At 40.8% G+C, this 26,512-nt stretch carries 13 protein-coding genes, 15 tRNA genes and 3 rRNA genes; 29 read left to right on the plus strand and 2 right to left on the minus strand.

Features of this window, described 5'->3' with window-relative positions:
• Window positions 1-75: 75 nt before the first annotated feature.
• The 3 genes from dnaE (at window position 76) to pyk (ending at window position 6,432) form a co-directional block, all read left to right on the plus strand.
• The gene (gene dnaE / locus DOK79_RS11020; protein ID WP_206858428.1) at window positions 76-3,390 is read left to right on the plus strand and encodes a DNA polymerase III subunit alpha; all 3,315 of its coding nucleotides are present in this window, start codon (window positions 76-78) and stop codon (window positions 3,388-3,390) included.
• A gap of 166 nt (window positions 3,391-3,556) precedes the next feature.
• Window positions 3,557-4,519, plus strand: coding sequence for a 6-phosphofructokinase (gene pfkA, locus DOK79_RS11025; protein WP_206858461.1), 963 nt, complete (start codon window positions 3,557-3,559; stop codon window positions 4,517-4,519).
• Window positions 4,520-4,647: 128 nt separating this feature from the next.
• Window positions 4,648-6,432: a pyruvate kinase gene (pyk, locus tag DOK79_RS11030; protein ID WP_206858430.1), complete on the plus strand. Its 1,785-nt coding sequence runs from the start codon at window positions 4,648-4,650 to the stop codon at window positions 6,430-6,432.
• Window positions 6,433-6,506: 74 nt separating this feature from the next.
• Here the strand turns inward: pyk and DOK79_RS11035 are convergent, their stop codons facing one another.
• A complete protein-coding gene (locus DOK79_RS11035) occupies window positions 6,507-7,397 on the minus strand; it encodes a LysR substrate-binding domain-containing protein (RefSeq protein WP_206858473.1) in 891 nt (296 codons plus the stop codon).
• A 231-nt stretch (window positions 7,398-7,628) separates the two neighbouring features.
• Between DOK79_RS11035 and DOK79_RS11040 the strand changes: the two genes are divergently transcribed.
• The 24 genes from DOK79_RS11040 (at window position 7,629) to DOK79_RS11155 (ending at window position 21,369) form a co-directional block, all read left to right on the plus strand.
• On the plus strand, window positions 7,629-8,198 hold the full coding sequence (locus DOK79_RS11040) for a YceD family protein (protein WP_206858433.1): 570 nt from the start codon (window positions 7,629-7,631) through the stop codon (window positions 8,196-8,198).
• A 57-nt stretch (window positions 8,199-8,255) separates the two neighbouring features.
• Window positions 8,256-8,435 (plus strand): 50S ribosomal protein L32, encoded by a 180-nt coding sequence (gene rpmF, locus DOK79_RS11045; RefSeq protein WP_010735836.1) that lies wholly within the window; start codon window positions 8,256-8,258, stop codon window positions 8,433-8,435.
• A gap of 203 nt (window positions 8,436-8,638) precedes the next feature.
• Window positions 8,639-10,060 carry an NADP-dependent phosphogluconate dehydrogenase gene (gndA, locus tag DOK79_RS11050; protein WP_206858437.1) on the plus strand — a complete coding sequence of 474 codons (1,422 nt, stop codon included), beginning with the start codon at window positions 8,639-8,641 and terminating at the stop codon, window positions 10,058-10,060.
• Window positions 10,061-10,238: 178 nt separating this feature from the next.
• Complete coding sequence (locus tag DOK79_RS11055) at window positions 10,239-10,925, plus strand: response regulator transcription factor (protein WP_010735834.1); 687 nt, start codon at window positions 10,239-10,241, stop codon at window positions 10,923-10,925.
• Window positions 10,922-12,424, plus strand: a complete 1,503-nt coding sequence (locus DOK79_RS11060) for an ATP-binding protein (RefSeq protein WP_206858440.1) — start codon at window positions 10,922-10,924, stop codon at window positions 12,422-12,424. The genes DOK79_RS11055 and DOK79_RS11060 overlap by 4 nt, the downstream gene beginning before the upstream one ends.
• Window positions 12,425-13,160: 736 nt before the next feature.
• Window positions 13,161-14,720, plus strand: a 16S ribosomal RNA gene (locus DOK79_RS11065).
• Window positions 14,721-14,952: 232 nt separating this feature from the next.
• Window positions 14,953-17,867, plus strand: a 23S ribosomal RNA gene (locus tag DOK79_RS11070).
• Window positions 17,868-17,957: 90 nt separating this feature from the next.
• Window positions 17,958-18,073 (plus strand): 5S ribosomal RNA (gene rrf, locus DOK79_RS11075).
• Together the 16S, 23S and 5S rRNA genes with 15 tRNA genes alongside form the textbook arrangement of a ribosomal RNA operon.
• Before the next feature lie 12 nt (window positions 18,074-18,085).
• Window positions 18,086-18,159: transfer RNA gene (locus DOK79_RS11080), tRNA-Asn, on the plus strand.
• 39 nt (window positions 18,160-18,198) lie between these two features.
• Window positions 18,199-18,287 (plus strand) — tRNA-Ser (locus DOK79_RS11085).
• 16 nt (window positions 18,288-18,303) lie between these two features.
• Window positions 18,304-18,375, plus strand: a tRNA-Glu gene (locus DOK79_RS11090).
• A gap of 15 nt (window positions 18,376-18,390) precedes the next feature.
• Window positions 18,391-18,463 (plus strand) — tRNA-Val (locus tag DOK79_RS11095).
• Between the two features lie 9 nt (window positions 18,464-18,472).
• Window positions 18,473-18,545 (plus strand) — tRNA-Asp (locus DOK79_RS11100).
• A 45-nt stretch (window positions 18,546-18,590) separates the two neighbouring features.
• Window positions 18,591-18,666 (plus strand) — tRNA-Phe (locus tag DOK79_RS11105).
• A gap of 1 nt (window position 18,667) precedes the next feature.
• A tRNA-Tyr gene (locus tag DOK79_RS11110) sits at window positions 18,668-18,748 on the plus strand.
• Between the two features lie 6 nt (window positions 18,749-18,754).
• A tRNA-Trp gene (locus DOK79_RS11115) sits at window positions 18,755-18,828 on the plus strand.
• A 2-nt stretch (window positions 18,829-18,830) separates the two neighbouring features.
• A tRNA-His gene (locus DOK79_RS11120) sits at window positions 18,831-18,903 on the plus strand.
• A 9-nt stretch (window positions 18,904-18,912) separates the two neighbouring features.
• A tRNA-Gln gene (locus DOK79_RS11125) sits at window positions 18,913-18,984 on the plus strand.
• 38 nt (window positions 18,985-19,022) lie between these two features.
• Window positions 19,023-19,093 (plus strand) — tRNA-Cys (locus DOK79_RS11130).
• A gap of 16 nt (window positions 19,094-19,109) precedes the next feature.
• A tRNA-Leu gene (locus DOK79_RS11135) sits at window positions 19,110-19,194 on the plus strand.
• 64 nt (window positions 19,195-19,258) lie between these two features.
• Window positions 19,259-19,331: transfer RNA gene (locus DOK79_RS11140), tRNA-His, on the plus strand.
• Between the two features lie 9 nt (window positions 19,332-19,340).
• Window positions 19,341-19,412: transfer RNA gene (locus DOK79_RS11145), tRNA-Gln, on the plus strand.
• A 12-nt stretch (window positions 19,413-19,424) separates the two neighbouring features.
• Window positions 19,425-19,508: transfer RNA gene (locus DOK79_RS11150), tRNA-Leu, on the plus strand.
• Window positions 19,509-20,370: 862 nt separating this feature from the next.
• A complete protein-coding gene (locus tag DOK79_RS11155) occupies window positions 20,371-21,369 on the plus strand; it encodes a hypothetical protein (protein WP_206859611.1) in 999 nt (332 codons plus the stop codon).
• 320 nt (window positions 21,370-21,689) lie between these two features.
• On the opposite strand, the gene DOK79_RS11160 is transcribed toward DOK79_RS11155, so the two are convergent.
• The gene (locus DOK79_RS11160) at window positions 21,690-23,201 is read right to left on the minus strand and encodes a helix-turn-helix domain-containing protein (RefSeq protein ID WP_206856384.1); all 1,512 of its coding nucleotides are present in this window, start codon (window positions 23,199-23,201) and stop codon (window positions 21,690-21,692) included.
• Between the two features lie 698 nt (window positions 23,202-23,899).
• Here DOK79_RS11160 and DOK79_RS11165 point away from each other — a divergent pair.
• Window positions 23,900-24,748 (plus strand): discoidin domain-containing protein, encoded by an 849-nt coding sequence (locus DOK79_RS11165; protein WP_206856386.1) that lies wholly within the window; start codon window positions 23,900-23,902, stop codon window positions 24,746-24,748.
• Between the two features lie 3 nt (window positions 24,749-24,751).
• Window positions 24,752-26,425, plus strand: a complete 1,674-nt coding sequence (locus DOK79_RS11170; protein ID WP_206856388.1) for a heparinase II/III family protein — start codon at window positions 24,752-24,754, stop codon at window positions 26,423-26,425.
• Window positions 26,426-26,512: the final 87 nt, after the last annotated feature.

Below are 26,512 nucleotides of genomic sequence, written 5' to 3' on the forward strand. Positions count from 1 at the left end.
GACACGTTCATCTGAGTGAAATAAGAACGATAAGGACAGAAGAACAGAAAGTTAAATGAAAAGGTGGTATGTAAAATGTTTCTTCCACAACTTTATACGATCACCTCGTATTCTTTGTTGCAAAGTACGATTCGCATAAACGAATACGTCCGAGAAGCAAAGAAACTAGGCTATCATACATTAGCGATCACAGATAAGAATGTGCTATCTGGCGCAGCAGAATTTTACCGTATCTGTATGGATGAAAAAATCCAACCGATCATTGGATTAAATCTTACCTATTTATTTGAAGAACGATACTATGAATTATTACTCTATGCAAAAGATGCTGTAGGTTATCAACAATTGATCAAACTTTCGAGTAAAAAAATGATCCAGGAGAACATTGAGCTTCATGAAATCAACGAACTCGACCATTTGCTAGTCGTTTTACCAACAAAACACTCGCTTGCTGACGATTATGGTGTGTCCGCTTCATTTGATAAGCACTGGCAAATGTTACAAGAAAAAGTACTGTCTTCCCATTTTTATGTCGGTGTGACAGAAGAAACACCAACGCAAGCGCCGGAATGGCTTGCTTATTTACGAGCAAACCAATTTAAACTTTGTGCCTTACATCCGATTGCCAGCTTACATCAAGAAGAGCTTTTTTCTTTGGAAACAATGAAACATCTTCGTGAAGGAACACAACTTTCTTTTGAGGAAGTACGACAAACAACTCGGGATTCAGGCAGAGGATTTCTGATCGCTGAAGAAGAATTACGTCAAAGATTTTTAGCAGCAGGCTTAGAAGAGGCGATAAAGCATGCGCATCAGTTAGCTGAATCGGTCACGTTTGAATTTCAATTCCATCAAAAGTTACTTCCACATTATCCTGTGCCAGACAATCGTTCTGCTGGAGAATATTTGCAAGAACTTTGTCAAAATCAATTAAAGAAACGAGTGGCACAAGTTGATAAGGCGTATCAAGAGCGTTTGGATTATGAATTGTCAGTGATCCACCAAATGGGATTTGATGATTACTTCTTGATTGTCTGGGATGTCATGGCTTTTGCTCACGAGAACAATATCGTGACAGGTGCTGGGCGTGGTTCAGCTGCGGGTTCATTAGTTGCTTATGTCCTAGAGATCACCGATGTAGATCCACTGGAGTATGACTTACTATTTGAACGATTTTTGAATCCTGAACGTTTTACGATGCCCGATATCGATTTAGACATTCCGGATAACCGAAGAGAAGAAGTGCTGATCTATGTCCGAGAGAAATACGGGCAATATCATATGGCACAGATCGCAACTTTCGGAACCATGGCAGCTAAAATGGTCTTAAGAGATGTCGCTCGCGTCTTTGGTCTATCGCAAAGCGAAGCCAATCGTTGGTCCAAAGCAATTCCTAATCAATTGAAAATGACTTTGGCTGAAGCCTATCGCACATCAAATAAACTGGTTGAATTAGTGCAGGCGAGCGAAAAAAATCAATTGTTGTTCCAAACAGCTAAAATACTTGAAGGATTGCCCAGACACGTTTCCACGCATGCGGCGGGAGTCGTTTTAAGCGATAAAAATCTTTTAGAGTTAGTTCCTTTACAAAAAGGATCAGATGAAGCATATTTGACTCAGTATACAATGAATGATGTTGAAGCAATCGGATTGCTAAAAATGGATTTCCTTGGATTAAGAAATCTATCGATCATTGATTACACAGTCAAAGCAATCAAACAAATCGAGAACAAAGAAATCCAACTAAAAGAAATCCCATTGAATGACCCCAAAGCATTACAGCTTTTTGAGCAAGGAGAAACAACTGGTGTTTTCCAATTTGAATCTGCGGGGATTCGGAATGTTCTACGAAGGCTAGGACCAGAAAACATCGAGGATATCGCGGCGGTCAATGCGTTATATCGACCTGGACCAATGCAGAACATCGATACATTTATTGCTCGGAAGAAAGGGAAAGAAAAAATCCATTACCCTGATGATTCATTGATGCCGATTTTAAAAAATACGTATGGCGTCATCGTGTATCAAGAACAAATCATGCAAATTGCTTCAACTATGGCGGGCTTCTCTCTTGGCCAAGCGGATATTTTAAGGCGAGCAATCAGTAAAAAGAAAAAAGAAGTCATCGATGAAGAAAGAGATCATTTCGTGAATGGGGCAGTCCAACAAGGATACCATAGCGAAAAAGCGAATGAAGTCTACGAATACATCGAACGCTTTGCAAACTATGGTTTCAACCGTTCCCATGCGTTTGCTTATTCCTTTGTCGGGTTTCAAATGGCCTATCTAAAAGCACATCATCCCGGCGCATTTTTTGTAAGTTTGATGAATTCTGTTCGTCACAATACTGCAAAGCTAAAAGAGTACATTGCTGAGGCGAAAAAGTATAAACTAAAACTGACAGCGCCATCGATCAATCAAAGTTTTTATGGTTTTGAGTTGACAGACAAAGAAACGATCCGCTTTGGATTGACCGCAATCAAAGGGGTTCGTAGAGATTTTGTTGAAGAGGTCATCCGTGAACGAAAAGAAGAAGGGCCGTTTCGTTCCGTGGATCAGTTTTTGATACGGATCAATAAACGTTGGCTGAAGTTGGACTTACTGAAGACGTTGGTCGCAGCTGGTGTGTTTGATGAATTAGCAGCAAATCGCAGACAGTTGATGTTGGATTTAGAAGGTAAGATCCAAAACATCTTATATAGTGGCGGTAGTTTAGATTTATTGGATATCATGGCTTTAAAAGAAGAAGAAGTTGCTGATTATACCCTCGAAGAGAAACTGCAATTGGAAGAAGAATATCTGGGTGTTTATCTATCCGGTCATCCAACAGAAGGTTACGAACGACTGAAATTAGCAAAGCGAGTCCATTTGGTCACAGAGATCGTGCCTAAACAAGCAACCAACGTCTTAGTGATGGTCAAAGAAGTAAGAGAGATCCGAACGAAAAAAGGGGCATTGATGGCTTTTGTCAGCGGCACAGATAGTAGCGGGGAACTGGCGATCACTGTCTTTCCTGAGCTGTATCGTCAAGCACGACCGCTATTCAAAGAAAATCAAGTGATTTACGTGCAAGGACGTTCAGAAATCAGTAAATATAATCAAGAGTTGCAATTGATCGCAGAAGTGGTCGCTGACCCTGAAGAACTGGAACAACAATATCCAGAGCAAACGTGTTATTTGCGGATCAGAGAAGAAGCAGATCAGCCTGATACGATGAAAAAACTGCAAGAACTGTTCAAGAAATTCCCAGGATACATTCCTGTTGTCATGTATCATGAAAAAGACCAACGAAAAGTCGTCTTATCTGAAGCCTTTTGGCTCGACGGCTCAGACAGTCTTAAGAAGCAATTAGCTTACCTTTTAAAAGAAGAAAATGTTGTTTTCAAATAACTTACGGTAAAACATACTATTTGCTTTCATTTTTTTTCATTTTTTTATCAGGAAATCAAGACAAGTGAGCAAAATAATGTTAGAATGTTAGTCGTGGTTAAGACAAAGAAGGTTATAAACCTAAGTCATGCTTAGGATAAAGTAATTTAATGAGGTGAAGATGAATATGAAACGCATCGGAATTTTAACTAGTGGTGGAGATGCTCCTGGGATGAATGCAGCAGTTCGTGCAGTCGTTCGTAAAGGTATATATGAAGGATTGGAAGTTTACGGGATCAATTATGGTTTTGCTGGACTAGTTGCCGGAGATATCCGTCGCCTAGATGTTGCAGACGTCGGTGATAAGATCCAACGCGGAGGAACATTCTTATACTCTGCACGTTATCCTGAATTTGGAACAGAAGAAGGACAATTAAAAGGAATCGAACAATTGAAAAAATTCGGTATCGAAGGACTTGTTGTGATCGGTGGCGATGGCTCTTACCATGGCGCGATGGCATTGACTAAACGTGGCTTCCCAGCAGTGGGTGTACCAGGTACGATCGACAACGATATTCCAGGAACTGATTTCACGATCGGTTTTGATACAGCGATCAACACAGTATTAGAATCAATCGACCGTATCCGTGACACAGCAACTTCACACGTTCGTACGTTTGTGATCGAAGTAATGGGTCGTAATGCAGGAGATATCGCTTTATGGTCAGGTGTTGCTGGTGGAGCAGATGAAATCATCATCCCTGAACATGATTTTGACATGGCAGTCGTTGCTAAAAAAATCCAAGACGGACGCGATCGCGGAAAAAAACATTGCTTGATCATTTTAGCTGAAGGCGTAATGGGCGGAAACGAATTTGCAGAAAAATTGTCAGAATATGGCGATTATCATACACGTGTATCGATCTTAGGACACGTTGTACGTGGTGGTTCACCAACTGCACGTGACCGTGTATTAGCAAGTAAATTCGGCGCACATGCTGTTGAATTATTGCAACAAGGTAAAGGTGGATTGTGTATCGGAATCCGTGACAACGACATCGTTGAAGCTGATATCATCGATACATTAGAAAACAACAAACACCAACCAGATTTATCATTATACGACTTGAACAACTCACTTTCTTTCTAATAAAGGAAAGCAGTCAGATAAATCACTAGATATACATGGGAGTGAGAAGCAAGTCTTCTCAATATCTAACAGATATTTAAGCTTTGAATGGCTTTAAATAAACAATTTGAATGGGAGAGTTTTGTAAAATGAAAAAAACGAAAATCGTTAGTACATTAGGACCAGCCAGTAATTCAGTAGAAACTATTTCTAAATTGATTGAATCTGGAGCAAATGTCTTCCGCTTCAACTTTTCACATGGTGACCATGAAGAACAATTATCTCGTATGGTAATGGTTCGTGAAGCAGTTAAAAAAACTGGTAAAGATGTCGGTATCCTTTTAGATACAAAAGGTGCAGAAATCCGTACAACAGTTCAAGGTACAACTGAAGAAGATTTTGGCCGCGCAGGCTACATCAAATTTGAAGTAGGCGACAAAACACGCATCTCAATGGACCCTGAACATGTTGGTTCAAAAGAAAAAATCGCTGTGACTTACCCAGGTCTTTTTGAAGACGTACATGTAGGTGGACACATCTTATTCGATGATGGCTTGATCGACATGGAAATCATCGAAAAAGACGAAGCAACACGCGAATTAGTTGTAGAAGTTAAAAATGCAGGTATGCTAGGATCACGTAAAGGTGTGAATGCACCAGGCGTATCAATCAGTTTACCAGGTATTACACCAAAAGATGCTGACGATATCCGTTTCGGACTTGATAACGACATCGACTTCATCGCAGCAAGTTTTGTTCGTAAAGCGCAAGACGTATTAGACATCCGTGAAATTTTAGAAGAAAAAGACATGACACATGTTCAAATCTTCCCTAAAATCGAATCTCAAGAAGGTATCGACAACATCGATGAAATCATCAAAGTTTCTGACGGTGTGATGATCGCTCGTGGAGATATGGGTGTTGAGATCCCTACTGAATTAGTACCAATGGTGCAAAAACGTATCATCAAAAAATGTAACGCTGCGGGTATCCCAGTAATCACTGCAACACAAATGTTAGAATCAATGCAAGAAAACCCACGTCCAACACGTGCGGAAGCTTCTGACGTTGCGAATGCGGTATTTGACGGAACTGATGCAACAATGCTATCAGGTGAATCAGCAAATGGTGACTATCCTGTTGAAGCTGTTGCAACAATGGCTCGTATCGACCAACAAGCTGAAATGGCATTATCAGAATTAGGTTCATTCCAATTAAATGAATTTGATAAAACTGATGTGACAGAAACAATCGGTCTATCTGTTGCTCGTGCTGCGAAAAACTTAGGCGTTAAAACAATCGTTGCTGCAACTGAATCTGGTTATACAGCAAAAATGATCTCTAAATACCGTCCAGATGCTGACATCTTAGCTGTTACATTTGACGAACGCACAAAACGTGGTTTGATGCTTAACTGGGGTGTATATCCAACAGTTGCAGAAAAACCATCAACAACAGACGAAATGTTCGAATTAGCTGCGAAAAAAGCAGTTGAACTAGGCTTTGCTTCAGAAGGCGACTTGATCTTGATCACTGCTGGTGTACCAGTTGGTGAACGTGGAACAACAAACGTAATGAAGATCCAAATGATTGGTTCAAAATTGCTTGAAGCTCAAGGAATCGGACAACAATCTTTAGTAGCTAACGCTGTCGTTGCTTCATCAGCAGCAGAAGCAATCAAAAAAGCGAAAGACGGTATGGTATTAGTTGTTCCTTCAACAGACAAAGAATACATGCCTGCAATCGAAAAAGCAGCAGCAGTTGTTGTTGAAGAAGGCGGTTTGACTTCTCACGCAGCAGTTGTAGGGATTGCACAAGATATTCCTGTGATCGTTGGTGCGAAAGACGCAACTTCAACAATCAAAGACGGAGAATTGATTACTGTTGATGCTCGTCGTGGTATTGTATATCGCGGAGAAACAACAGCTATCTAATCCACATCAAAAAGAGTGCCGAGAGAAATCTCAGCACTCTTTTTTTGTGTGATCCAATGTTTCGTTTGAGTAAACTATTTTTGTGTTTGCATGAATTCGTGGATCACTTCAATCACGTTTTCATGTAAGACGGTTGGCAACTGTTGCGCACGTGTAGCTAATGAGATCAAAAAACGTGGTTGATCAGTATCTGCCAGAGGAATAGCGACCAAATTATCTTCAGGGTGGATGGCGATCTCCGTCAAAAAGCCGATGCCGATATTTTCCCGGACCATGCTTTTCAAGATGTTCAAATCGTTACTTTGATAAACAATCTTTGGTTCGATATGCGTTTGCTTAGAAAGCTTCGTAAATGCAGCAGGATGGACGTAGTGCTCATTTAGCAAAACAAATTGTTCATCTGCTAACTCCTTAAAAGAAACGCTTGTGCGCTCTGCTAGAGGGTGTGAAGGAGAAACGACGATCATAAAGCATTTATCTAACAATCGTTCGACTTCAAGCTTATGATCGACAATCGGTTGTGTGGACCCGAGGATTGCGATATCGATACGACCTTGATGGATCATTCCGTATAGATCACGAGAACCACCATCAACGATATCGATCTGTGCCATCAATTGGTACTTGATAAAGTAGCTCGATAATTTTGGGAAATACTCGTTACCAATGATAGGCGGCATGCCAAAACGCAATTTTTTCTTTTGTAATTGTGCAATCTCAGCTTTGGCAAGAGTAATTTCTTGTAAGACTGATTGTGCGTGGATCATCAATTGCTTGCCAGCAGGAGTGATGATCAGTTCATGATGGGAACGATCTCTTGTAATGAGCGTAGCACCAAGTTCTTTTTCAAGGCGTTGGATGGCATAAGTGATCGTTGGCTGACTGACCTCGAAAAACTTAGCGACCTTGGTGAAGTTTTTTTGTTTGACGATTTGAACATAATATTCAAGATCTCTGGTATTCATGAAACGATTCGCTCCCTCAACATATAAATAATGTTTATTGTAATCCATAATTTTCCGACTATCAAATCAAACAAGTTAAAGAAAATCAGTGAGAACAAAAATAAGTATATCGAAACCTTGTCCCAACAAGCTAAATGTTTTTTTATGAAGTGTAAGGTGTCAAGAAAATTTCATTGACAACCGACTTTTTGCCCTGTATAATAGCTTTTGTTGCTTAGGAGTGATGAAACTATGAAATGGTCTTTATTGGAATTGAGAAAATACCAAGAGACACCGTTAACTTTTCATGAGACCCTTGACGTAAAAAAGGCTCTTATGAAGCGAGACGATTCAATTTTAGATGTTGCGCCTGTGGAAGTCGAAGGTCTAGTCTCAGTAGATAACAAAGGCTATCTCGTTCATTACACTGCGCAGACGACACTGACTGTTCCGTCTACTCGTTCATTGACCCCAGTTGAATTACCAATCAAACTGTCTGTGGATGAATTGTTTATGACGATGGAACAATACCAACGTAGAGATGCACAGTTACCTTCAGAAGAGATTCTCTTGATCGAAGGAACACATCTTGATGTGACAGAGTCGATCGAAGACAACATTTTATTGGCGATTCCGATGCGTGTACTCACAGAAGAAGAAGAGCAATCCACTGAATTACCGAAAGGAAATGACTGGGAAGTGCTATCTGAAGAAGAGTACGAAAGACGCAAAACGGAAGAAGCTGAGACAAAAGTAGATCCTCGTCTTGCAAAACTATCAGAATTTTTTGATTCAGCATCAGAAGAAGATGATAAAGCGTAAGATTGGAATATATTGTATCAAATTTTGATACGAGACTTTACAAGGAGGTGTAGCAAAATGGCAGTACCAGCTAGAAGAACATCGAAAGCTAAAAAAGCAAAACGTCGTACTCATTACAAATTGACAATCAAAGGATTGAACGAATGTCCAAACTGTGGTGAAATGAAAAAAAGCCATCACGTATGTGCAAGTTGTGGTTACTACGATGGTAAGGACGTAATGTCTAAAGAAGCTTAATACATTTTATTTAGAAAATGTAAAACCTCAAGGCTAACCATGGAGCCTTGGGGTTTATTTTTTGATTCTTAAATAACAATTGGATTTCGAATATATAAGATAAGAAACATGACCGATTCGTAGTTATTTGGTTTGCAAGTAAGCCATGTTAAGCTATAATGAGAGAGATTAGGGAGAATATCCCATATGTAGGAGGAGTTTATATGTCAAAACAACAAATCGGCGTTGTCGGTATGGCCGTCATGGGTAAAAATCTAGCCCTTAACATTGAAAGCCGCGGCTACTCTGTTGCTCTATTCAACCGTACAGGAGCAAAAACAACAGATGTGGTAGAAGAGCATCCAGACAAAAACTTCAAAGCAACATACACGATCGAAGAATTTGTTGATTCAATCGAAAAACCACGTCGTATCCTTTTGATGGTCAAAGCAGGACCAGCAACCGATGCGACCATCCAAGAATTATTACCACACTTAGACAAAGGCGATATCTTGATCGATGGTGGAAATACCTTCTTCCAAGATACGATCCGTAGAAACGAAGAGTTAGCTAACTCTGGCATCAACTTCATCGGAACTGGTGTTTCAGGTGGAGAAGAAGGGGCGTTAAAAGGACCTTCGATCATGCCTGGTGGACAAAAAGAAGCGTATGAGTTAGTTGCACCGATCCTTGAACAAATCTCTGCAAAAGCGGAAGATGGTACGCCATGTGTGACTTACATTGGTCCAAATGGTGCAGGACATTACGTGAAAATGGTCCACAATGGGATCGAGTATGGCGATATGCAGTTGATTGCTGAATCTTACGACTTGATGAAAAATATTCTAGGTCTATCTGTTGATGAGATGGCAGATATCTTCAAAGAATGGAATGAAGGCGAATTAGACAGCTACTTGATCGAGATCACTGCGGATATCTTGACACGTAAAGACGATGAAGGGACAGGTCAACCGATCGTAGATGTGATCCTTGATGCTGCTGGAAACAAAGGGACAGGTAAATGGACAAGCCAAAGTGCCTTAGACCTTGGTGTACCACTTCCATTGATCACTGAGTCGGTATTTGCCCGATATATCTCTGCATACAAAGAAGAACGTGTACAAGCAAGCAAAATCTTGTCACATACAAATGACTTTGAATTCAAAGGCGATAAAAAAGAATTTATCGAAAAAATTCGTGAAGCATTGTACTTCAGTAAAATCATGAGCTATGCCCAAGGATTTGCACAGCTACGTGTCGCATCAAAAGATTATGGTTGGGATCTGCCATTTGGTGAAATCGCAAAAATCTGGCGTGCCGGCTGTATCATCCGCGCGCGTTTCTTGCAAAAAATCACAGATGCCTACGATACTAATCCTGACATTGAAAATCTTTTATTGGATGACTACTTTGTTGAGATCACTAAGAAATACCAACAAGCCGTACGAGAAGTTGTTGCTCTAGCCGTTCAAGCAGGCGTACCAGTTCCAACATTCTCTTCAGCCATTGCTTACTTTGATTCATACAGAGCCGAACGTTTGCCTGCAAACATCATCCAAGCACAACGTGATTACTTTGGGGCACATACGTATGAGCGTGTTGACAAAGAAGGAATCTTCCATTACTCATGGTATAACGAAGATTAAACTCTTCAACATGCGAAACAAATAAGTAATAAAGAAAGAGCTGAGGTCAATTTATAGAGAACGACTTCAGCTCTTTTTAAAAATGGTATTCCATGATAAAATGATTTTAGATTAAAAAAATATATATCGGTATAATAATGGAGTTTAGAAGCCTAGGAGAGAGAAAGGATAAAATTGAATGAGTAATATTCTAATCATTGAAGATGAGAAAAATTTAGCCCGATTTGTCGAGTTAGAATTAAAGCATGAAGGGTATAATGCTGAAGTACATTACAATGGACGGACAGGTCTTGATGCCGCTTTGAATAATGAGTGGGATGCGATTTTATTAGATTTGATGTTACCTGAATTGAACGGACTTGAAGTTTGTCGTCGTGTGCGTCAAGCAAAAAATACACCGATCATCATGATGACTGCAAGAGATTCTGTCATCGACCGAGTTTCAGGTCTAGATCACGGGGCAGATGATTACATCGTCAAACCATTTGCGATCGAAGAGTTGTTGGCACGTCTGCGTGCTTTATTACGCCGTATCGACATCGAAGGAGATAAAAACGTAGCCAAACAAACAACGATCACTTATCGCGATTTGACGATCGAAAAAGAAAACAGAGTCGTACGTCGTGGCAATGAAGTCATTGAATTAACAAAACGCGAGTATGAGCTATTACTTACTTTAATGGAAAATGTCAATGTGGTACTTGCCCGTGATGTTTTATTGAATAAAGTCTGGGGTTATGAAACCGAAGTAGAAACGAACGTAGTGGATGTGTATATTCGTTATCTTCGTAATAAGATCGACGTTCCTGGTGAGGAAAGTTATATCCAAACAGTACGTGGGACTGGTTACGTGATGCGCTCGTGAGCAACTACAATAAAACAGAAAAAAGAGAACTTAAAGGTCCATCCTTGACAATCAAGTGGGCCTTTGCAAGTTCTTTCTTCATATTTGTCGTCTTTACGATCTTTGCGGTGATCACTTATAAGTCATCGATCAACTTGATCGTAGCAAAAGAACGAGCGAACGTGGAACATACGATTTCTGAAGCAGCTTCTCGTTTATCAAATTCAGACGAAGAGTTGACGTTGATCAGTGCCTATCGCAATTTAACGAATGCTGACCAAACTGGTGGCACTGGCGATGATACAGCGATCATTGAAGGAAACTTGATGAAGATCGATTCCTTTATTTCTGAACTTGGTCAAGCCTCAATGGATCTATACGTTTACGATCTTGATGAAAAGCTGATTTTCAAAACACATGAAAAAAGCCGTTCATTGATTCAAACAACGCGTAAGATTCCAACGATCGTTACCTTAGATGGAAAAACTGGTTTTTTATCGATCCAGCCTATTTATTCTAAACAAACGAGAGAAAAAATCGGGTATACTCAAACCTTTTACGAACTTTCATCTTTCTACGACATAAGAAACAATCTCTTGTTGACGTTGATCGTGTTAGAGATCGTCTCTTTGATATTAAGTAGTATCTTAGGCTTCTTCTTATCTTCATACTTCTTGAAACCGTTAAAAGTATTAAGAGACACCATGGATACGATTCGTAAAGATCCGCAATCAGATATCCACATGCCAGAGATCGATACAGATGATGAACTCGCCGACCTTGCTGAGATCTTCAATGAAATGCTTGATCGTATGCGTCTGTATATTGAGCAGCAAGAACAATTTGTAGAAGATGTCTCTCATGAATTAAGAACCCCTGTAGCAATTATTGAAGGGCATCTCAACCTGTTGAATCGTTGGGGGAAAGATGATCCTGAAATTCTAGAAGAGTCATTGACCGCAAGTATGCAAGAAATCAGTCGTATGAAAAGTTTAGTACAAGAAATGCTGGATCTTTCAAGGGCAGAACAAGTAGATGTTTATTATGCCAATGAAACGACGAATGCAAAAGAAGTGACTTATCAAGTATTCAATAATTTTAAATTACTTTATCCAGACTATGTCATTACACTAGATGATGACTTAGCTAAGGAAGTAACACTACAAATATTTAGGAATCATTTTGAGCAATTGATCATCATCATCTTAGATAATGCGGTGAAGTATTCAACGACTAGAAAAGAAGTTCATATCTCAATCTCATCAACACTTAGCGAATTTGAGATTGCCATCCAAGATTTTGGTGAAGGAATCCCTGAAGAGGACCTGAAGAAAATTTTCAACCGTTTTTATCGGGTCGATAAAGCGAGAGCACGAACAAAAGGTGGAAATGGTTTAGGGTTGTCTATCGCCAAACAACTTGTCGAAAGCTATAAAGGTCGAATATTAGCTGAGAGTGTGGTTGGTCAAGGGACGATTTTTAGGATTTTTGTACCGATCGTAAGAACAGAGGACAAGTAAAGTATCATACTTTACTTGTTTTTTTTATGGATTTATCGAACGTAGCGAGCCGTCTTTTGCTCTAATAATCAGATCTTTGCGGAGGATGTCTGAAAAAGAGGCGAACTTTAATTCTTTGATTTCAGCTGTATGCAATTAAATAACAGTAAAAAACTGTTGATTTTAAAAGAAAAACGCTGAATATTCGGCTTTAAAAATATTCATTGAAAATCGCATTTTTTCTATTGCAATTTTTTTGAGTCCTTGATATATTATTATTTGTTCTGACAAAGCAGATAAAACTACTGCAACAAATTGTTTGATTTAACTGTTGACTAGGTTTTGGAGCTATGTTATAATAACTGAGTCGCTAATTTTAAAAGTGATATAAAGCTTAATAAATCAACGAAAAAAGTTATTGACAAATAACAAACGAGATGATATATTAATCAAGTCGCTAAGGAATGACGGCAACAAACTTTCTAAATAAGAAAGAAAAAACTTGTTGACAATCTTTTAAGAAAGTGTTAAGATATAAAAGTTGTTGAAACAAGAAAGATTAGACCTTTGAAAACTGAACAAAGTAAGACAAACCAAATGTGTAGGGCGTCTTGATTCAATTCAAGACAACAAACATTTTTAACAAGCAAGCAATATGCTAGCAAACAAATTGAGCTTAACAAATGAACTATTATGATGTTCGAAAGTAAATTTCGAACTACAGTTCCACATCAGCTATCGCTGTGAGGAACTAGCATATTATGAGAGTTTGATCCTGGCTCAGGACGAACGCTGGCGGCGTGCCTAATACATGCAAGTCGAACGCTTCTTTTTCCACCGGAGCTTGCTCCACCGGAAAAAGAGGAGTGGCGAACGGGTGAGTAACACGTGGGTAACCTGCCCATCAGAAGGGGATAACACTTGGAAACAGGTGCTAATACCGTATAACAATCGAAACCGCATGGTTTCGGTTTGAAAGGCGCTTTACGGTGCCGCTGATGGATGGACCCGCGGTGCATTAGCTAGTTGGTGAGGTAACGGCTCACCAAGGCCACGATGCATAGCCGACCTGAGAGGGTGATCGGCCACATTGGGACTGAGACACGGCCCAAACTCCTACGGGAGGCAGCAGTAGGGAATCTTCGGCAATGGACGAAAGTCTGACCGAGCAACGCCGCGTGAGTGAAGAAGGTTTTCGGATCGTAAAACTCTGTTGTTAGAGAAGAACAAGGGTGAGAGTAACTGTTCACCCCTTGACGGTATCTAACCAGAAAGCCACGGCTAACTACGTGCCAGCAGCCGCGGTAATACGTAGGTGGCAAGCGTTGTCCGGATTTATTGGGCGTAAAGCGAGCGCAGGCGGTTTCTTAAGTCTGATGTGAAAGCCCCCGGCTCAACCGGGGAGGGTCATTGGAAACTGGGAGACTTGAGTGCAGAAGAGGAGAGTGGAATTCCATGTGTAGCGGTGAAATGCGTAGATATATGGAGGAACACCAGTGGCGAAGGCGGCTCTCTGGTCTGTAACTGACGCTGAGGCTCGAAAGCGTGGGGAGCAAACAGGATTAGATACCCTGGTAGTCCACGCCGTAAACGATGAGTGCTAAGTGTTGGAGGGTTTCCGCCCTTCAGTGCTGCAGCTAACGCATTAAGCACTCCGCCTGGGGAGTACGACCGCAAGGTTGAAACTCAAAGGAATTGACGGGGGCCCGCACAAGCGGTGGAGCATGTGGTTTAATTCGAAGCAACGCGAAGAACCTTACCAGGTCTTGACATCCTTTGACCACTCTAGAGATAGAGCTTCCCCTTCGGGGGCAAAGTGACAGGTGGTGCATGGTTGTCGTCAGCTCGTGTCGTGAGATGTTGGGTTAAGTCCCGCAACGAGCGCAACCCTTATTGTTAGTTGCCATCATTTAGTTGGGCACTCTAGCAAGACTGCCGGTGACAAACCGGAGGAAGGTGGGGATGACGTCAAATCATCATGCCCCTTATGACCTGGGCTACACACGTGCTACAATGGGAAGTACAACGAGTCGCGAAGTCGCGAGGCTAAGCTAATCTCTTAAAGCTTCTCTCAGTTCGGATTGTAGGCTGCAACTCGCCTACATGAAGCCGGAATCGCTAGTAATCGCGGATCAGCACGCCGCGGTGAATACGTTCCCGGGCCTTGTACACACCGCCCGTCACACCACGAGAGTTTGTAACACCCGAAGTCGGTGAGGTAACCTTTTGGAGCCAGCCGCCTAAGGTGGGATAGATGATTGGGGTGAAGTCGTAACAAGGTAGCCGTATCGGAAGGTGCGGCTGGATCACCTCCTTTCTAAGGAATATTACGGAGACTACACACGTTTGTCGATACTTTGTTCAGTTTTGAGAGGTCTACTCTCAAAATTTTTGTTCATTGAAAACTGGATATTGAAGTAAAAAATGTAAGTAATACAAACCGAGAACACCGCGTTGAATGAGTTTTTTAATAAGTTCAATTGCTTATTTTTCTTGATCGGACTTCTATCGCTAGAAGAAAGATCAAAACTCAACCGTAAGGTTGATAAGGTTAAGTGAATAAGGGCGCACGGTGGATGCCTTGGCACTAGGAGCCGATGAAGGACGGGACTAACACCGATATGCTTTGGGGAGCTGTACGTAAGCTATGATCCAGAGATTTCCGAATGGGGGAACCCAGCATCTTTTATAGGATGTTACGTATACGTGAATACATAGCGTATACGAGGTAGACGCAGAGAACTGAAACATCTAAGTACCTGCAGGAAGAGAAAGAAAATTCGATTCCCTGAGTAGCGGCGAGCGAAACGGGAAAAGCCCAAACCAATGAGCTTGCTCATTGGGGTTGTAGGACTCCGATCTGGTAGTTCTTTCAGATAGTCGAATGACTTGGAAAAGTCAGTCAAAGAGGGTGAAAGCCCCGTAGACGAAATTTGAAAGGCACCTAGGAGGATCCTGAGTACGGCGGAACACGAGGAATTCCGTCGGAATCCGGGAGGACCATCTCCCAAGGCTAAATACTCCCTAGTGACCGATAGTGAACCAGTACCGTGAGGGAAAGGTGAAAAGCACCCCGGAAGGGGAGTGAAATAGAACCTGAAACCGTGTGCCTACAACAAGTCAAAGCCCGTTAATGGGTGATGGCGTGCCTTTTGTAGAATGAACCGGCGAGTTACGATTGCATGCGAGGTTAAGTTGAAGAGACGGAGCCGCAGCGAAAGCGAGTCTGAATAGGGCGTTTGAGTATGTAGTCGTAGACCCGAAACCATGTGATCTACCCATGTCCAGGTTGAAGGTGCGGTAAAACGCACTGGAGGACCGAACCCACGTACGTTGAAAAGTGCGGGGATGAGGTGTGGGTAGCGGAGAAATTCCAAACGAACTTGGAGATAGCTGGTTCTCTCCGAAATAGCTTTAGGGCTAGCCTCGGATTTGAGAATGATGGAGGTAGAGCACTGTTTGGACTAGGGGCCCATCTCGGGTTACCGAATTCAGATAAACTCCGAATGCCATTCATTCATATCCGGGAGTCAGACTGTGAGTGATAAGATCCATAGTCGAAAGGGAAACAGCCCAGACCACCAGCTAAGGTCCCAAAATATATGTTAAGTGGAAAAGGATGTGGGGTTGCACAGACAACTAGGATGTTGGCTTAGAAGCAGCCACCATTTAAAGAGTGCGTAATAGCTCACTAGTCGAGTGACCCTGCGCCGAAAATGTACCGGGGCTAAACATATTACCGAAGCTGTGGAGTGCACCATTAGGTGCATTGGTAGGAGAGCGTTCTAAGGGCGTTGAAGGTAGATCGTGAGGACTGCTGGAGCGCTTAGAAGTGAGAATGCCGGTATGAGTAGCGAAAGACAGGTGAGAATCCTGTCCACCGAATGACTAAGGTTTCCTGGGGAAGGCTCGTCCGCCCAGGGTTAGTCGGGACCTAAGCCGAGGCCGACAGGCGTAGGCGATGGACAACAGGTTGATATTCCTGTACTCGTTGTTTTTGTTTGAGCAATGGAGGGACGCAGGAGGCTAAGGAATGCAGACGATCGGAAATGTCTGTCCAAGCAGTAAGTCTTGATAGGAGTCAAATGCTTCTAACTTTAAGGACAAGCTGTGATGGGGAGGGAAATAATAGTACCGAAGTTCCTGACGTCACACTGCCGAGAAAAGCTTCTAGTGAGAAAACAACGACCCGTACCGCAAACCGACACAGGTAGTCGAGGAGAGAATCCTAAGGTGAGCGAGAGAACTCTCGTTAAGGAACTCGGCAAAATGACCCCGTAACTTCGGGAGAAGGGGTGCTGATCGTCAGATCAGCCGCAGTGAATAGGCCCAAGCGACTGTTTATCAAAAACACAGGTCTCTGCAAAATCGTAAGATGAAGTATAGGGGCTGACGCCTGCCCGGTGCTGGAAGGTTAAGAGGAGTGCTTAGCGTAAGCGAAGGTACGAATTGAAGCCCCAGTAAACGGCGGCCGTAACTATAACGGTCCTAAGGTAGCGAAATTCCTTGTCGGGTAAGTTCCGACCCGCACGAAAGGCGTAACGATTTGGGCACTGTCTCAACGAGAGACTCGGTGAAATTTTAGTACCTGTGAAGATGCAGGTTACCCGCGACAGGACGGAAAGACCCCATGGAGCTTTACTGTAGTTTGATATTGAGTGTCTGTACCGCATGTACAGGATAGGTAGGAGCCGTAGAAATCGGAACGCTAGTTTCGATGGAGGCGCTGGTGGGATACTACCCCTGCGTTATGGCCACTCTAACCCGCACCACTGATCGTGGTGGGAGACAGTGTCAGATGGGCAGTTTGACTGGGGCGGTCGCCTCCTAAAGAGTAACGGAGGCGCCCAAAGGTTCCCTCAGAATGGTTGGAAATCATTCGAAGAGTGTAAAGGCAGAAGGGAGCTTGACTGCGAGACCTACAAGTCGAGCAGGGACGAAAGTCGGGCTTAGTGATCCGGTGGTTCCGCATGGAAGGGCCATCGCTCAACGGATAAAAGCTACCCTGGGGATAACAGGCTTATCTCCCCCAAGAGTCCACATCGACGGGGAGGTTTGGCACCTCGATGTCGGCTCGTCGCATCCTGGGGCTGTAGTCGGTCCCAAGGGTTGGGCTGTTCGCCCATTAAAGCGGCACGCGAGCTGGGTTCAGAACGTCGTGAGACAGTTCGGTCCCTATCCGTCGCGGGCGTTGGAAATTTGAGAGGAGCTGTCCTTAGTACGAGAGGACCGGGATGGACTTACCGCTGGTGTACCAGTTGTTCTGCCAAGGGCATTGCTGGGTAGCTATGTAGGGAAGGGATAAACGCTGAAAGCATCTAAGTGTGAAGCCCACCTCAAGATGAGATTTCCCATTTCTTTAAGAAAGTAAGATCCCTGAGAGATGATCAGGTAGATAGGTCAGAAGTGGAAGTACAGTGATGTATGGAGCGGACTGATACTAATCGATCGAGGACTTAACCAAAATAAAATGAAAAACTCGGAGAGTTTCTTACTGATACTTCAAATCCAGTTTTGAGTGAACAAGATTTACTCAAAAATAGATAACACCAAGTGTGGTGGCGATGGCGAGAAGGATACACCTGTAACCATGCCGAACACAGAAGTTAAGCTTCTTAGCGCCGATTGTAGTGAGGGGTTGCCCCTTGTGAGAGTAGGACGCCGCCACGCTGGTATTATTATTCCGGCATAGCTCAGTTGGTAGTAGCGCATGACTGTTAATCATGATGTCGTAGGTTCGAGTCCTACTGCCGGAGTTCTCATTTATGAGAAGAGTAATGAGCTTCTTTCACTCTGGAGAGTTGTCCGAGAGGCCGAAGGAGCATGATTGGAAATCATGTAGATGGTGCAAACTGTCTCAAGGGTTCGAATCCCTTACTCTCCGTAATTGATTTTTTACTGGCCCGTTGGTCAAGCGGTTAAGACACCGCCCTTTCACGGCGGTAACACGGGTTCGAATCCCGTACGGGTCATTAATTGGATACATTGGAGGTTTAGCTCAGCTGGGAGAGCATCTGCCTTACAAGCAGAGGGTCAGCGGTTCGATCCCGTTAACCTCCATAATGATTTGGTTCCGTGGTGTAGGGGTTAACATGCCTGCCTGTCACGCAGGAGATCGCGGGTTCGATTCCCGTCGGGACCGTCATTTCTATTCAATTAACAAACAATTTATTAATTTATTCTTTATGGCGCGGTAGCTCAGTTGGTAGAGCAACGGATTGAAGCTCCGTGTGTCGGCAGTTCGATTCTGTCCCGCGCCACCATGGAGGAGTAGCGAAGTGGCTAAACGCGACGGACTGTAAATCCGTTCCTTAGGGTTCAGTGGTTCGAATCCACTCTCCTCCATTTTATAGGGGCATAGTTTAAAGGTAGAACAGCGGTCTCCAAAACCGTTAGTGTGGGTTCAATTCCTGCTGCCCCTGCCATGGCGGATGTGGCGAAGTGGTTAACGCATCGGATTGTGGCTCCGACATTCGTGGGTTCGATTCCCATCATTCGCCTTTTTTCATTGGGGTATAGCCAAGCGGTAAGGCAAGGGACTTTGACTCCCTCATGCGTTGGTTCGAATCCAGCTACCCCAGTCCTATAAATATTAATTTATAGCTAAAAATAGTATAATGGCGGTATAGCCAAGTGGTAAGGCAGAGGTCTGCAAAACCTTCATCACCGGTTCAAATCCGGTTACCGCCTTAGTACTAATTACATTGCCGGCGTGGCGGAATTGGCAGACGCGCTGGACTCAAAATCCAGTGCCCGTTGAGGGCGTGCCGGTTCGACCCCGGCCGCCGGTATTAACTAAGATGACCACATCTTAGTTTTTTATTCGCAAATTAAATAACAGATTATTTTATCATGGCGGATGTGGCGAAGTGGTTAACGCATCGGATTGTGGCTCCGACACTCGTGGGTTCGATTCCCATCATTCGCCCTTTTTCATTGGGGTATAGCCAAGCGGTAAGGCAAGGGACTTTGACTCCCTCATGCGTTGGTTCGAATCCAGCTACCCCAGTTTCATCTATTTGCCGGCGTGGCGGAATTGGCAGACGCGCTGGACTCAAAATCCAGTGATCTCACGATCGTGCCGGTTCGACCCCGGCCGCCGGTATCACAATAACCTTTTAGTGTAGGTATATCTTACATTAAGAGGTTCTTTTTTTATATCCAAATGATAGTACCTATGTTGTAATACCATGTAAAAGTTGTATCTCTATTATAGGAGAAAGAAGTGGGCTTCAATTTTACTTAATCTTCTGTTATTCTCTTTTTAACGTAATTAGGAAGAAAACTATCTAAAGCTATTGGTTTAGTCAGAAATCCCACCAAGAAGCAAGCGTACGCCATGTGTATTTCTAAGGATAAAAGTCTAGATTTCAAGTTTGTAGGATAGAAAGAACAAGCGGGAAATTACTCTCTAATGGAGAAAGTGGAGTAACTTGAAGAAAATCAGTGATTCTTCTGTGGGCGCAGAAAACCATCTGCTTGATGAAAAGAACCTGGTTTGCTACAGTGGCTAGTAGCCAAAACGAAAAAATAATTTCTGATTGATAACTTTTCGGAGTGATGCTGGCTGTTTCAAAGAGCCGAAAAAAACAGTTATCTGGGGCACGTTTTACACGACATCGAACCTTAGACATTCCTAGCATCTATATATAGTGAAAGTCAGTTTGAACCATTCATCGAATCAATGGGAGTACAAAATAGTATAGTGTTTACAACTAGTGGAAACTCATTTAAAATCATACATATAAACAGTTCTTATTTATCAAGAGCGAGTATCTAGTTGGTGTTTTTAGGTATTTATATACTTTATTTCATTTATTCAAAATTGAGTACAATTGATGGCTAAATGTTACTAAACAAGCTAGAGAAAAGCTATTAATAAAGGAGATGATGAAATTTTTTTAGTTTTAGTGTGGTTGCTCCCCATTGTTTATCTATGTATCGCTATAGTGCAATGGATCATTACTATGGTTTTACACGATATTATCATAAAAATACATATATATGATGTACTTGAGGGGATACATAAAAAATTTGATCTAAAAAAAAGCTGGAGAATCGTTGTTGCTTTAGGTTCAACTGCTATTCTTGCTCTTGGAACCGCTCAGGTGGCTCAATTTTATTTATTGAGTGGAGCATATTTTTGGTTTGTTTACTTGTCATTCGGGTTGTATTTGCTTGTATTCTTACTGCCATGGTTAAATCTACTATTACCTTATCAAAAGAATTTAAAGTCAAAATCTATGTTCTTTTTCAATATGAGTACTGGGACAGTACTACTTTGGATTATCGTATTAATCAACTCTCCAGCTATTATCTACTTAGATGAAGGGAGCGTAAATTCAAGGCCAGCAAATGTTCCTTTAAAGTTTGTTACTATCGGATTGTTGATCATCTATTATATTTTATCACTAATATTCATGATTTTGGCGAATCACATATACATACTTGATGAGGAGAGAACAGTCGTTAGTTTATATCGAATAGTCAAAGATATAAAAATTCTAAAAGTGAGTAATTGGACTAAAGGTGGATTAGGTTATCAGAAGAGTGCTGTAGTCATCTCGATCATTCCAACAATATTCTTACTGCTAGTTTTATCAATTGAAAATCTAGTTAAGTATGATAGTATTATGCATTTTATTGATAATATACTGCTATTTGCTACTATTATAACAATAGTTGGTGGATTGATAAGCTTACTATTTTTAGGAAATCACAACAAATGGATCAAGCTCACTTCACTAATTGCTTATACGGTTGTTGTATTATTTAATTTGATGATAACATTCATGTATACTCAATCTGGTTTTACTCTTTTATTTGAGATGATAGGTGAAGGCCTACATTATGTTCCATTATATTTAATCGCAATAAAGCGGATAGTTGTACTTTTGTTAAATAGTTTAGCTTGTATAGTTCCATACGTATTGCTGTATAGAAAAAAGAAAAAATCCGTCGATTGATCTAGAGTAAAACGTATTTTAGGTCATTCATCTATGGTGGAAATAAATCATGTAATCAAACCTATCAAAGTAGATACAAGGGTGGCGATCATCTAAGTAAAACAAAAGGGTTTTAGCAAAACAAGAGTGCTCAAACTCAAAATCTACTCATCTCAGGATCGTGCTGTTTTATCCTGGATGTTGGTATTTTCTTATCAAACGTTGTCGGCATCGATACATACAAACAAACCAATAAGTTGAGCCACGAAGAATACCCAGTGAATTATTTGAGATCTCAAAATAATTCACTGGGTATTCTTCTATAAATAAAAATAAAGTGCCTAAAAATAACCTGTATTGTTTGCTGTAGAAGTAGCTGAATTTAAATAAGTGATTTTATCCATTAGAAGCGTCCAATCCTCTTTTGAAGGGATATTAGGTAGGCGGTGGATTGGACAAGGTAAATCTTCATTTAAGTGCAAATCATAGTTGCAGATGATCAGACTGGCTTGATGATCGTTGATCTCTTTTATAGTTACTGGTTGCTCAATCAAAAATTTGACAGAGATTTGTCGCAAGAAGAGTAATTCTGCTTCTTGAATGATGTAGTCATCCATCGATGGACAGCTTTGCAGCGCTACAATGACTCTAAGGGGCTGCTGTGATTTTATACGTAAAATCGTTGCATGAAACGTAGTCAAACTAGCAGCTAAGTGATCAAGATGAGTGAACTCAAATAGTGGATTTGCTTTTAAACGCTCTAATTGGCGAAACCAAAGCTGATAAATCTCCGGATATTTTTCTTTCATTAAATCAATCAAAGTAACGGAAGTCATTTCATAAGACGTACTCATATTTGAAAGTAATCTTGTATTGATCAAAAAGGCCTCCATTTTTTCTAAAGAGCCGTCATCTAGCATCTGCTTAGGGAAAACCTGTAATAAAAAACGGTGAACTGCTGCAACGACTGGCGCACTTTCTTCTCGGCGAAAAGCATATACTCGCTCTTCGTCTAAGCCTTGCCATTTTGAGTAAGAGACACAATGTAAAAAGGCGAGATAGAGCCATAAAGATTCTGATTCAGGGATTGCTAGCTTGAATAGTGAGGAATAATATAAGGCAATCAATGGTTCGATAACTTGATATCCCCGATTCTTTTTAACTAATTCGGCTGTACTTTCCTTCAAATGGCAAAATTTTTTAGCTTGCCCTCTTACTTTAGCGATGGATAACCAAAGAGTGAAACGAAAATGACTAAAATGAAGAAAAGTGATCCCACTTTTTCGACCATGTTCAATAATCGTTTGTGCATGGTGATTACTATCAGAATCAATGATCTGACTATCGCCAAAACTAGAATAAAATGAAAAGAGTAAAAAGCGAATATCTTCTTCTTTACCAATAAAGGTTAGTGGACCTGTTGCGATCGATACGCGGTATTCTTTTAGCACTTCATTCATATGGCGTATAATGTTAAAAATCGAGCTGCGAGAAATCATTAAGTGTTCGGATAATTCTTCTGTAGTGTAGGCTTTATCATGGAGCAATAAATCCATCATACGATAAATCGTCGTGTCTTTTGCTAACCGAGTGATCACTGAATCGACAGAGATTTCTTGTTGAGTGATTTGTAAGAAACCTTGGTCATTGTAGGTTAATTGAAAATCGTTCGTAGGCAAAGAACTATTGATAATGTCGATATCTTTTCGTAAAGTTGGCTTTGATGTACCTAATTCCTGAGATAGATCACTAAGCGTTAAATTTTTATTCTGATGCGTACGTATAAACTGTAACAAGTTATACTGTCGTTTGAATTGATTATCTAATTGTAATGTCATAGGTAAATTATTCATACTGGCAGCCTTTCTTTTTAGACAATGATAGGAGAAAAAATAATTACATTTTTTTTAAATAAGAATTTAGTTATTACTATTAGTGTATTCGTTATTTAAAATTTAATCAATGTTTTTATCATTATTTTCACATTTTTATTTAACTTTTTTGCAAATCAAATATTTTTTGATGATTTTGCTATATATACTATTCCTTTTTCCATGATTATCAGTATGTATTTGCAATATAATTTAGTTTTAATTTAGTAAGATATATTATTTTAATATGAAAAAACGTTATGTTGAATACGTTTTCTATTATAGTTTATAAAAGTGATAATTAGATAAATGTGATTTTAATTAGTTTTTAAGGGTTATTTATTTGTTTTTATCTAATTTTTCGAAATAAAAGAATATTCTCAGGGCGATAAATAGTAAAGTTCCATCCGATTGAAAAGGTACTGGGATACTAGCTTTTTTTAAAAGAGTAATTGGTGTTTAAAAAATGGAAAGATATGAAGGGCTTGGCTCATTAGCTAACGTGTGGCTCCTGAAATGGATATTATGAAAAACGATTTTCAATTCTCTATCTTATTATTGAGGTCAAAACGCTTCTTTCATGTGTTTCAATTAAATTACTAAATATTTAGTAAAATAAATCGTTTTCTTTTCTTGCTAGTCACGTTATAATAGATAAAAATGCTCGTAGGAGGTAGAAAATGACCAAGTTAACAGTCGCAATTTATGATAATGAGGGTGTGCCAAGAAAGCATCTTCAAGGAGAAGAGGAGATCGAGAAAGACCTGGTGGAATCTGCGGAAAATTTTGTGCATTTGTCCATGAGAAAATTTGAGTACCAAGAAGGGGATCAGATCGTTGTTGAAACGGAAGAGTCAGGGAGTTATTTATGGGTTAAATTAGATGAAACTTTAGAACCTTCGCTTGTGTATTTACCAGAAAATAAATGGACGTATGAAGTTTCGTTTCAGTCGAATCGTATCAAAGCTAGACCGGAGACTCGTTTTTCTGGAGGACGTCATTACATCAGTGTTCGCTGTGCTTCTGAGGATGAGGTCAAAATGTATCGTAATTTAGCGCTGAATCCGCATGATCAAAAAGAAGAATCTGGGGCTTATCCTCATGCAAGTGCGAATGTGGAAACGAGGAATGATGCAACTTTCTTTGCTTGCAACGCAATCGATGGTGTTTATGCCAATCACTCTCATGGCTCATATCCGTTTCAATCTTGGGGGATCAATCAGCAAGCTGATGCAGCTTTGACGATCGATTTTGGGCGAGATGTCCAGTTGGATAAAGTTGTTTTCACATGGCGTGCAGATTTTCCGCATGATAGTTACTGGACGAATGTAACGATCGAGTTTGACGATGGTACAAGTGAAACATTTGCAACAGAGAAAACTGCTCATCCACAACATTTTTCATTTGCTCAGAAAAAGACCAGAACTGTACGTTTTTGTAAGTTGATCCAAGCAGAAGATCCATCACCGTTTCCGGCACTAACGCAAATTGAATTTTGGGGTAAGAATGATCAGCCAATGAAGGGATAGATAATGAAAAAGCGCTTTTTGATGCAATTATTAGAAGCAAAAAAAGAATATCTTGTGAATCCAACAGTACCTAATTTGCCAGTTTCGGGCTATAGGGATTTCTTACGGACTGGTGAGCGATTGTCTTTTGAGACTGCCTACTTTGCCAGACGTAAACAAGTAAGTGTCTTGACATTGTCCTTATTACAACAAAAAGAAGTAGAAGTTATTGAAAAATTGGAACAAGTCCTATGGGAAATCTGTAACGAATATAGTTGGAGTTTACCCGCTCATTTACCGATCGAGGGCGATCACTTTCGTTTAGATGCCGCCACATGGATCGATTTATTTGCTGCCGAGACGGGGCAAATGCTAGCAGAAATCGTCTGTCTTTTTTCGACAGAATTGTCTGAAACGTTGACTTTTCGAATCAGGACAGAAGTTGCTCAACGTTTATTTGTTCCTTTGATAAAAGAGACATGGTCGTTTGAATCATTGGAAAACAATTGGAGTGCGGTAATCGGTGGTTCGATCGGAATGGCGGCATTGGATTTATTAGAAAGAAATGCTGAGTTACAAAAAGAAATATTAGTGAAGGTTGATCGCTGTATCCAATCTTATCTACGCAGCTTTGGAAATGATGGTGCCTGTGAAGAAGGTATCAGTTACTGGGCTTATGGGTTTGGTTATTATTGCTATTTTGCGGAAAAATATCAACAAGTTTACGAGGATGACCGCTATTTATCAGATGACAAAGTAAAAAGAATCGCGGCTTTTCCTTTTTACGTGATGATCGATGAAAAAGAGGGAGTACCGTTTTCTGATTATCATCCAGCAGAGCTGCCTAGTGGACTATTGAGCTTCTGTCATGAAAGGTTTCGTGTCGAAATTCCAGAAATCAAAGCGATGAATGAGTTGGATTTTGATCATTGCTATCGCTTTGCTCCTTTATTACGTAATTTACTTTGGACAAAGCAGTACAATGGAGATAGTTCAAAAGAAATCTTTCATTTTTTTGATGATGTGGCATGGGGTGTTCTTCAATCTGCAAAAGAAAATTTGGTTTTTGCAGCCAAAGGAGGACGCAATGATGAAAGTCATAATCATCTTGATATCGGTCATTTCATTTTCGGTACAAAAGAAACGTTGTTTTTAACAGATCTTGGAGCGGGTGAGTATACAAAAGATTATTTTGACGAAAAAAAGCGCTATCGTTTTTTAGTTAACAATGCACTTGGACATAGTGTGCCGATCATTGCTGATGCTTACCAGCTTTCGGGTACCGTGTCAGCGGAAAATACGAGTTTTCAACGAACAAGAACTGGCGGTATTTTTAAGACCGAATTAACTCATATTTATCCTCGACAGGCAAGATTGCTTCAGATGGAACGAACGTTAGAAGTAGATCGTACCAAACGACAATTAATGCTAAAGGATGTTTTCGTATCTGACAAAGAAAATCAGGAGGTAGTTGAAAATTTTATAACAATTCATCCAGTTGAAGTTAGAGAAGGAACGGTGTGCATTGTAGGGGAAAAGGAAAAGTGTGAGATGCTTTTTTCAAGACCTGTTCAGTTGATCAGACAGACATATTTCAATCATTACGGTCAAGAAGTAGAAGCTACGTTGATTCAAGCAACTTATCAGTTGGAGCGAGCAGGAACGATCCAAATCGAGTGCACGATTACAAGTAAATGACAACAACCCTATACGGAGGACGTCTAACGAGAAATAAAAAGGCATTCCAGAAGTAGCTTCGTAAGAAATAAGCCAGAAAACCCTATA

The sequence above is a fragment of the Enterococcus sp. DIV1094 genome (assembly GCF_017316305.2).
Lineage (GTDB): Bacteria > Bacillota > Bacilli > Lactobacillales > Enterococcaceae > Enterococcus_B > Enterococcus_B mangumiae.

What these genes read in the sequence shown, in the direction of transcription:
- rpmF (WP_010735836.1), top strand. Translation starts at nt 8,256, where the DNA reads ATGGCAGTACCAGCTAGAAGAACATCGAAAGCTAAAAAAGCAAAACGT.
- dnaE (WP_206858428.1), top strand. Translation starts at nt 76, where the DNA reads ATGTTTCTTCCACAACTTTATACGATCACCTCGTATTCTTTGTTGCAA.
- gndA (WP_206858437.1), top strand. Translation starts at nt 8,639, where the DNA reads ATGTCAAAACAACAAATCGGCGTTGTCGGTATGGCCGTCATGGGTAAA.
- DOK79_RS11055 (WP_010735834.1), top strand. Translation starts at nt 10,239, where the DNA reads ATGAGTAATATTCTAATCATTGAAGATGAGAAAAATTTAGCCCGATTT.
- DOK79_RS11035 (WP_206858473.1), bottom strand. Translation starts at nt 7,397, where the DNA reads ATGAATACCAGAGATCTTGAATATTATGTTCAAATCGTCAAACAAAAA.
- DOK79_RS11165 (WP_206856386.1), top strand. Translation starts at nt 23,900, where the DNA reads ATGACCAAGTTAACAGTCGCAATTTATGATAATGAGGGTGTGCCAAGA.
- DOK79_RS11040 (WP_206858433.1), top strand. Translation starts at nt 7,629, where the DNA reads ATGAAATGGTCTTTATTGGAATTGAGAAAATACCAAGAGACACCGTTA.
- DOK79_RS11170 (WP_206856388.1), top strand. Translation starts at nt 24,752, where the DNA reads ATGAAAAAGCGCTTTTTGATGCAATTATTAGAAGCAAAAAAAGAATAT.
- DOK79_RS11160 (WP_206856384.1), bottom strand. Translation starts at nt 23,201, where the DNA reads ATGAATAATTTACCTATGACATTACAATTAGATAATCAATTCAAACGA.
- pfkA (WP_206858461.1), top strand. Translation starts at nt 3,557, where the DNA reads ATGAAACGCATCGGAATTTTAACTAGTGGTGGAGATGCTCCTGGGATG.
- DOK79_RS11155 (WP_206859611.1), top strand. Translation starts at nt 20,371, where the DNA reads ATGGTTTTACACGATATTATCATAAAAATACATATATATGATGTACTT.
- pyk (WP_206858430.1), top strand. Translation starts at nt 4,648, where the DNA reads ATGAAAAAAACGAAAATCGTTAGTACATTAGGACCAGCCAGTAATTCA.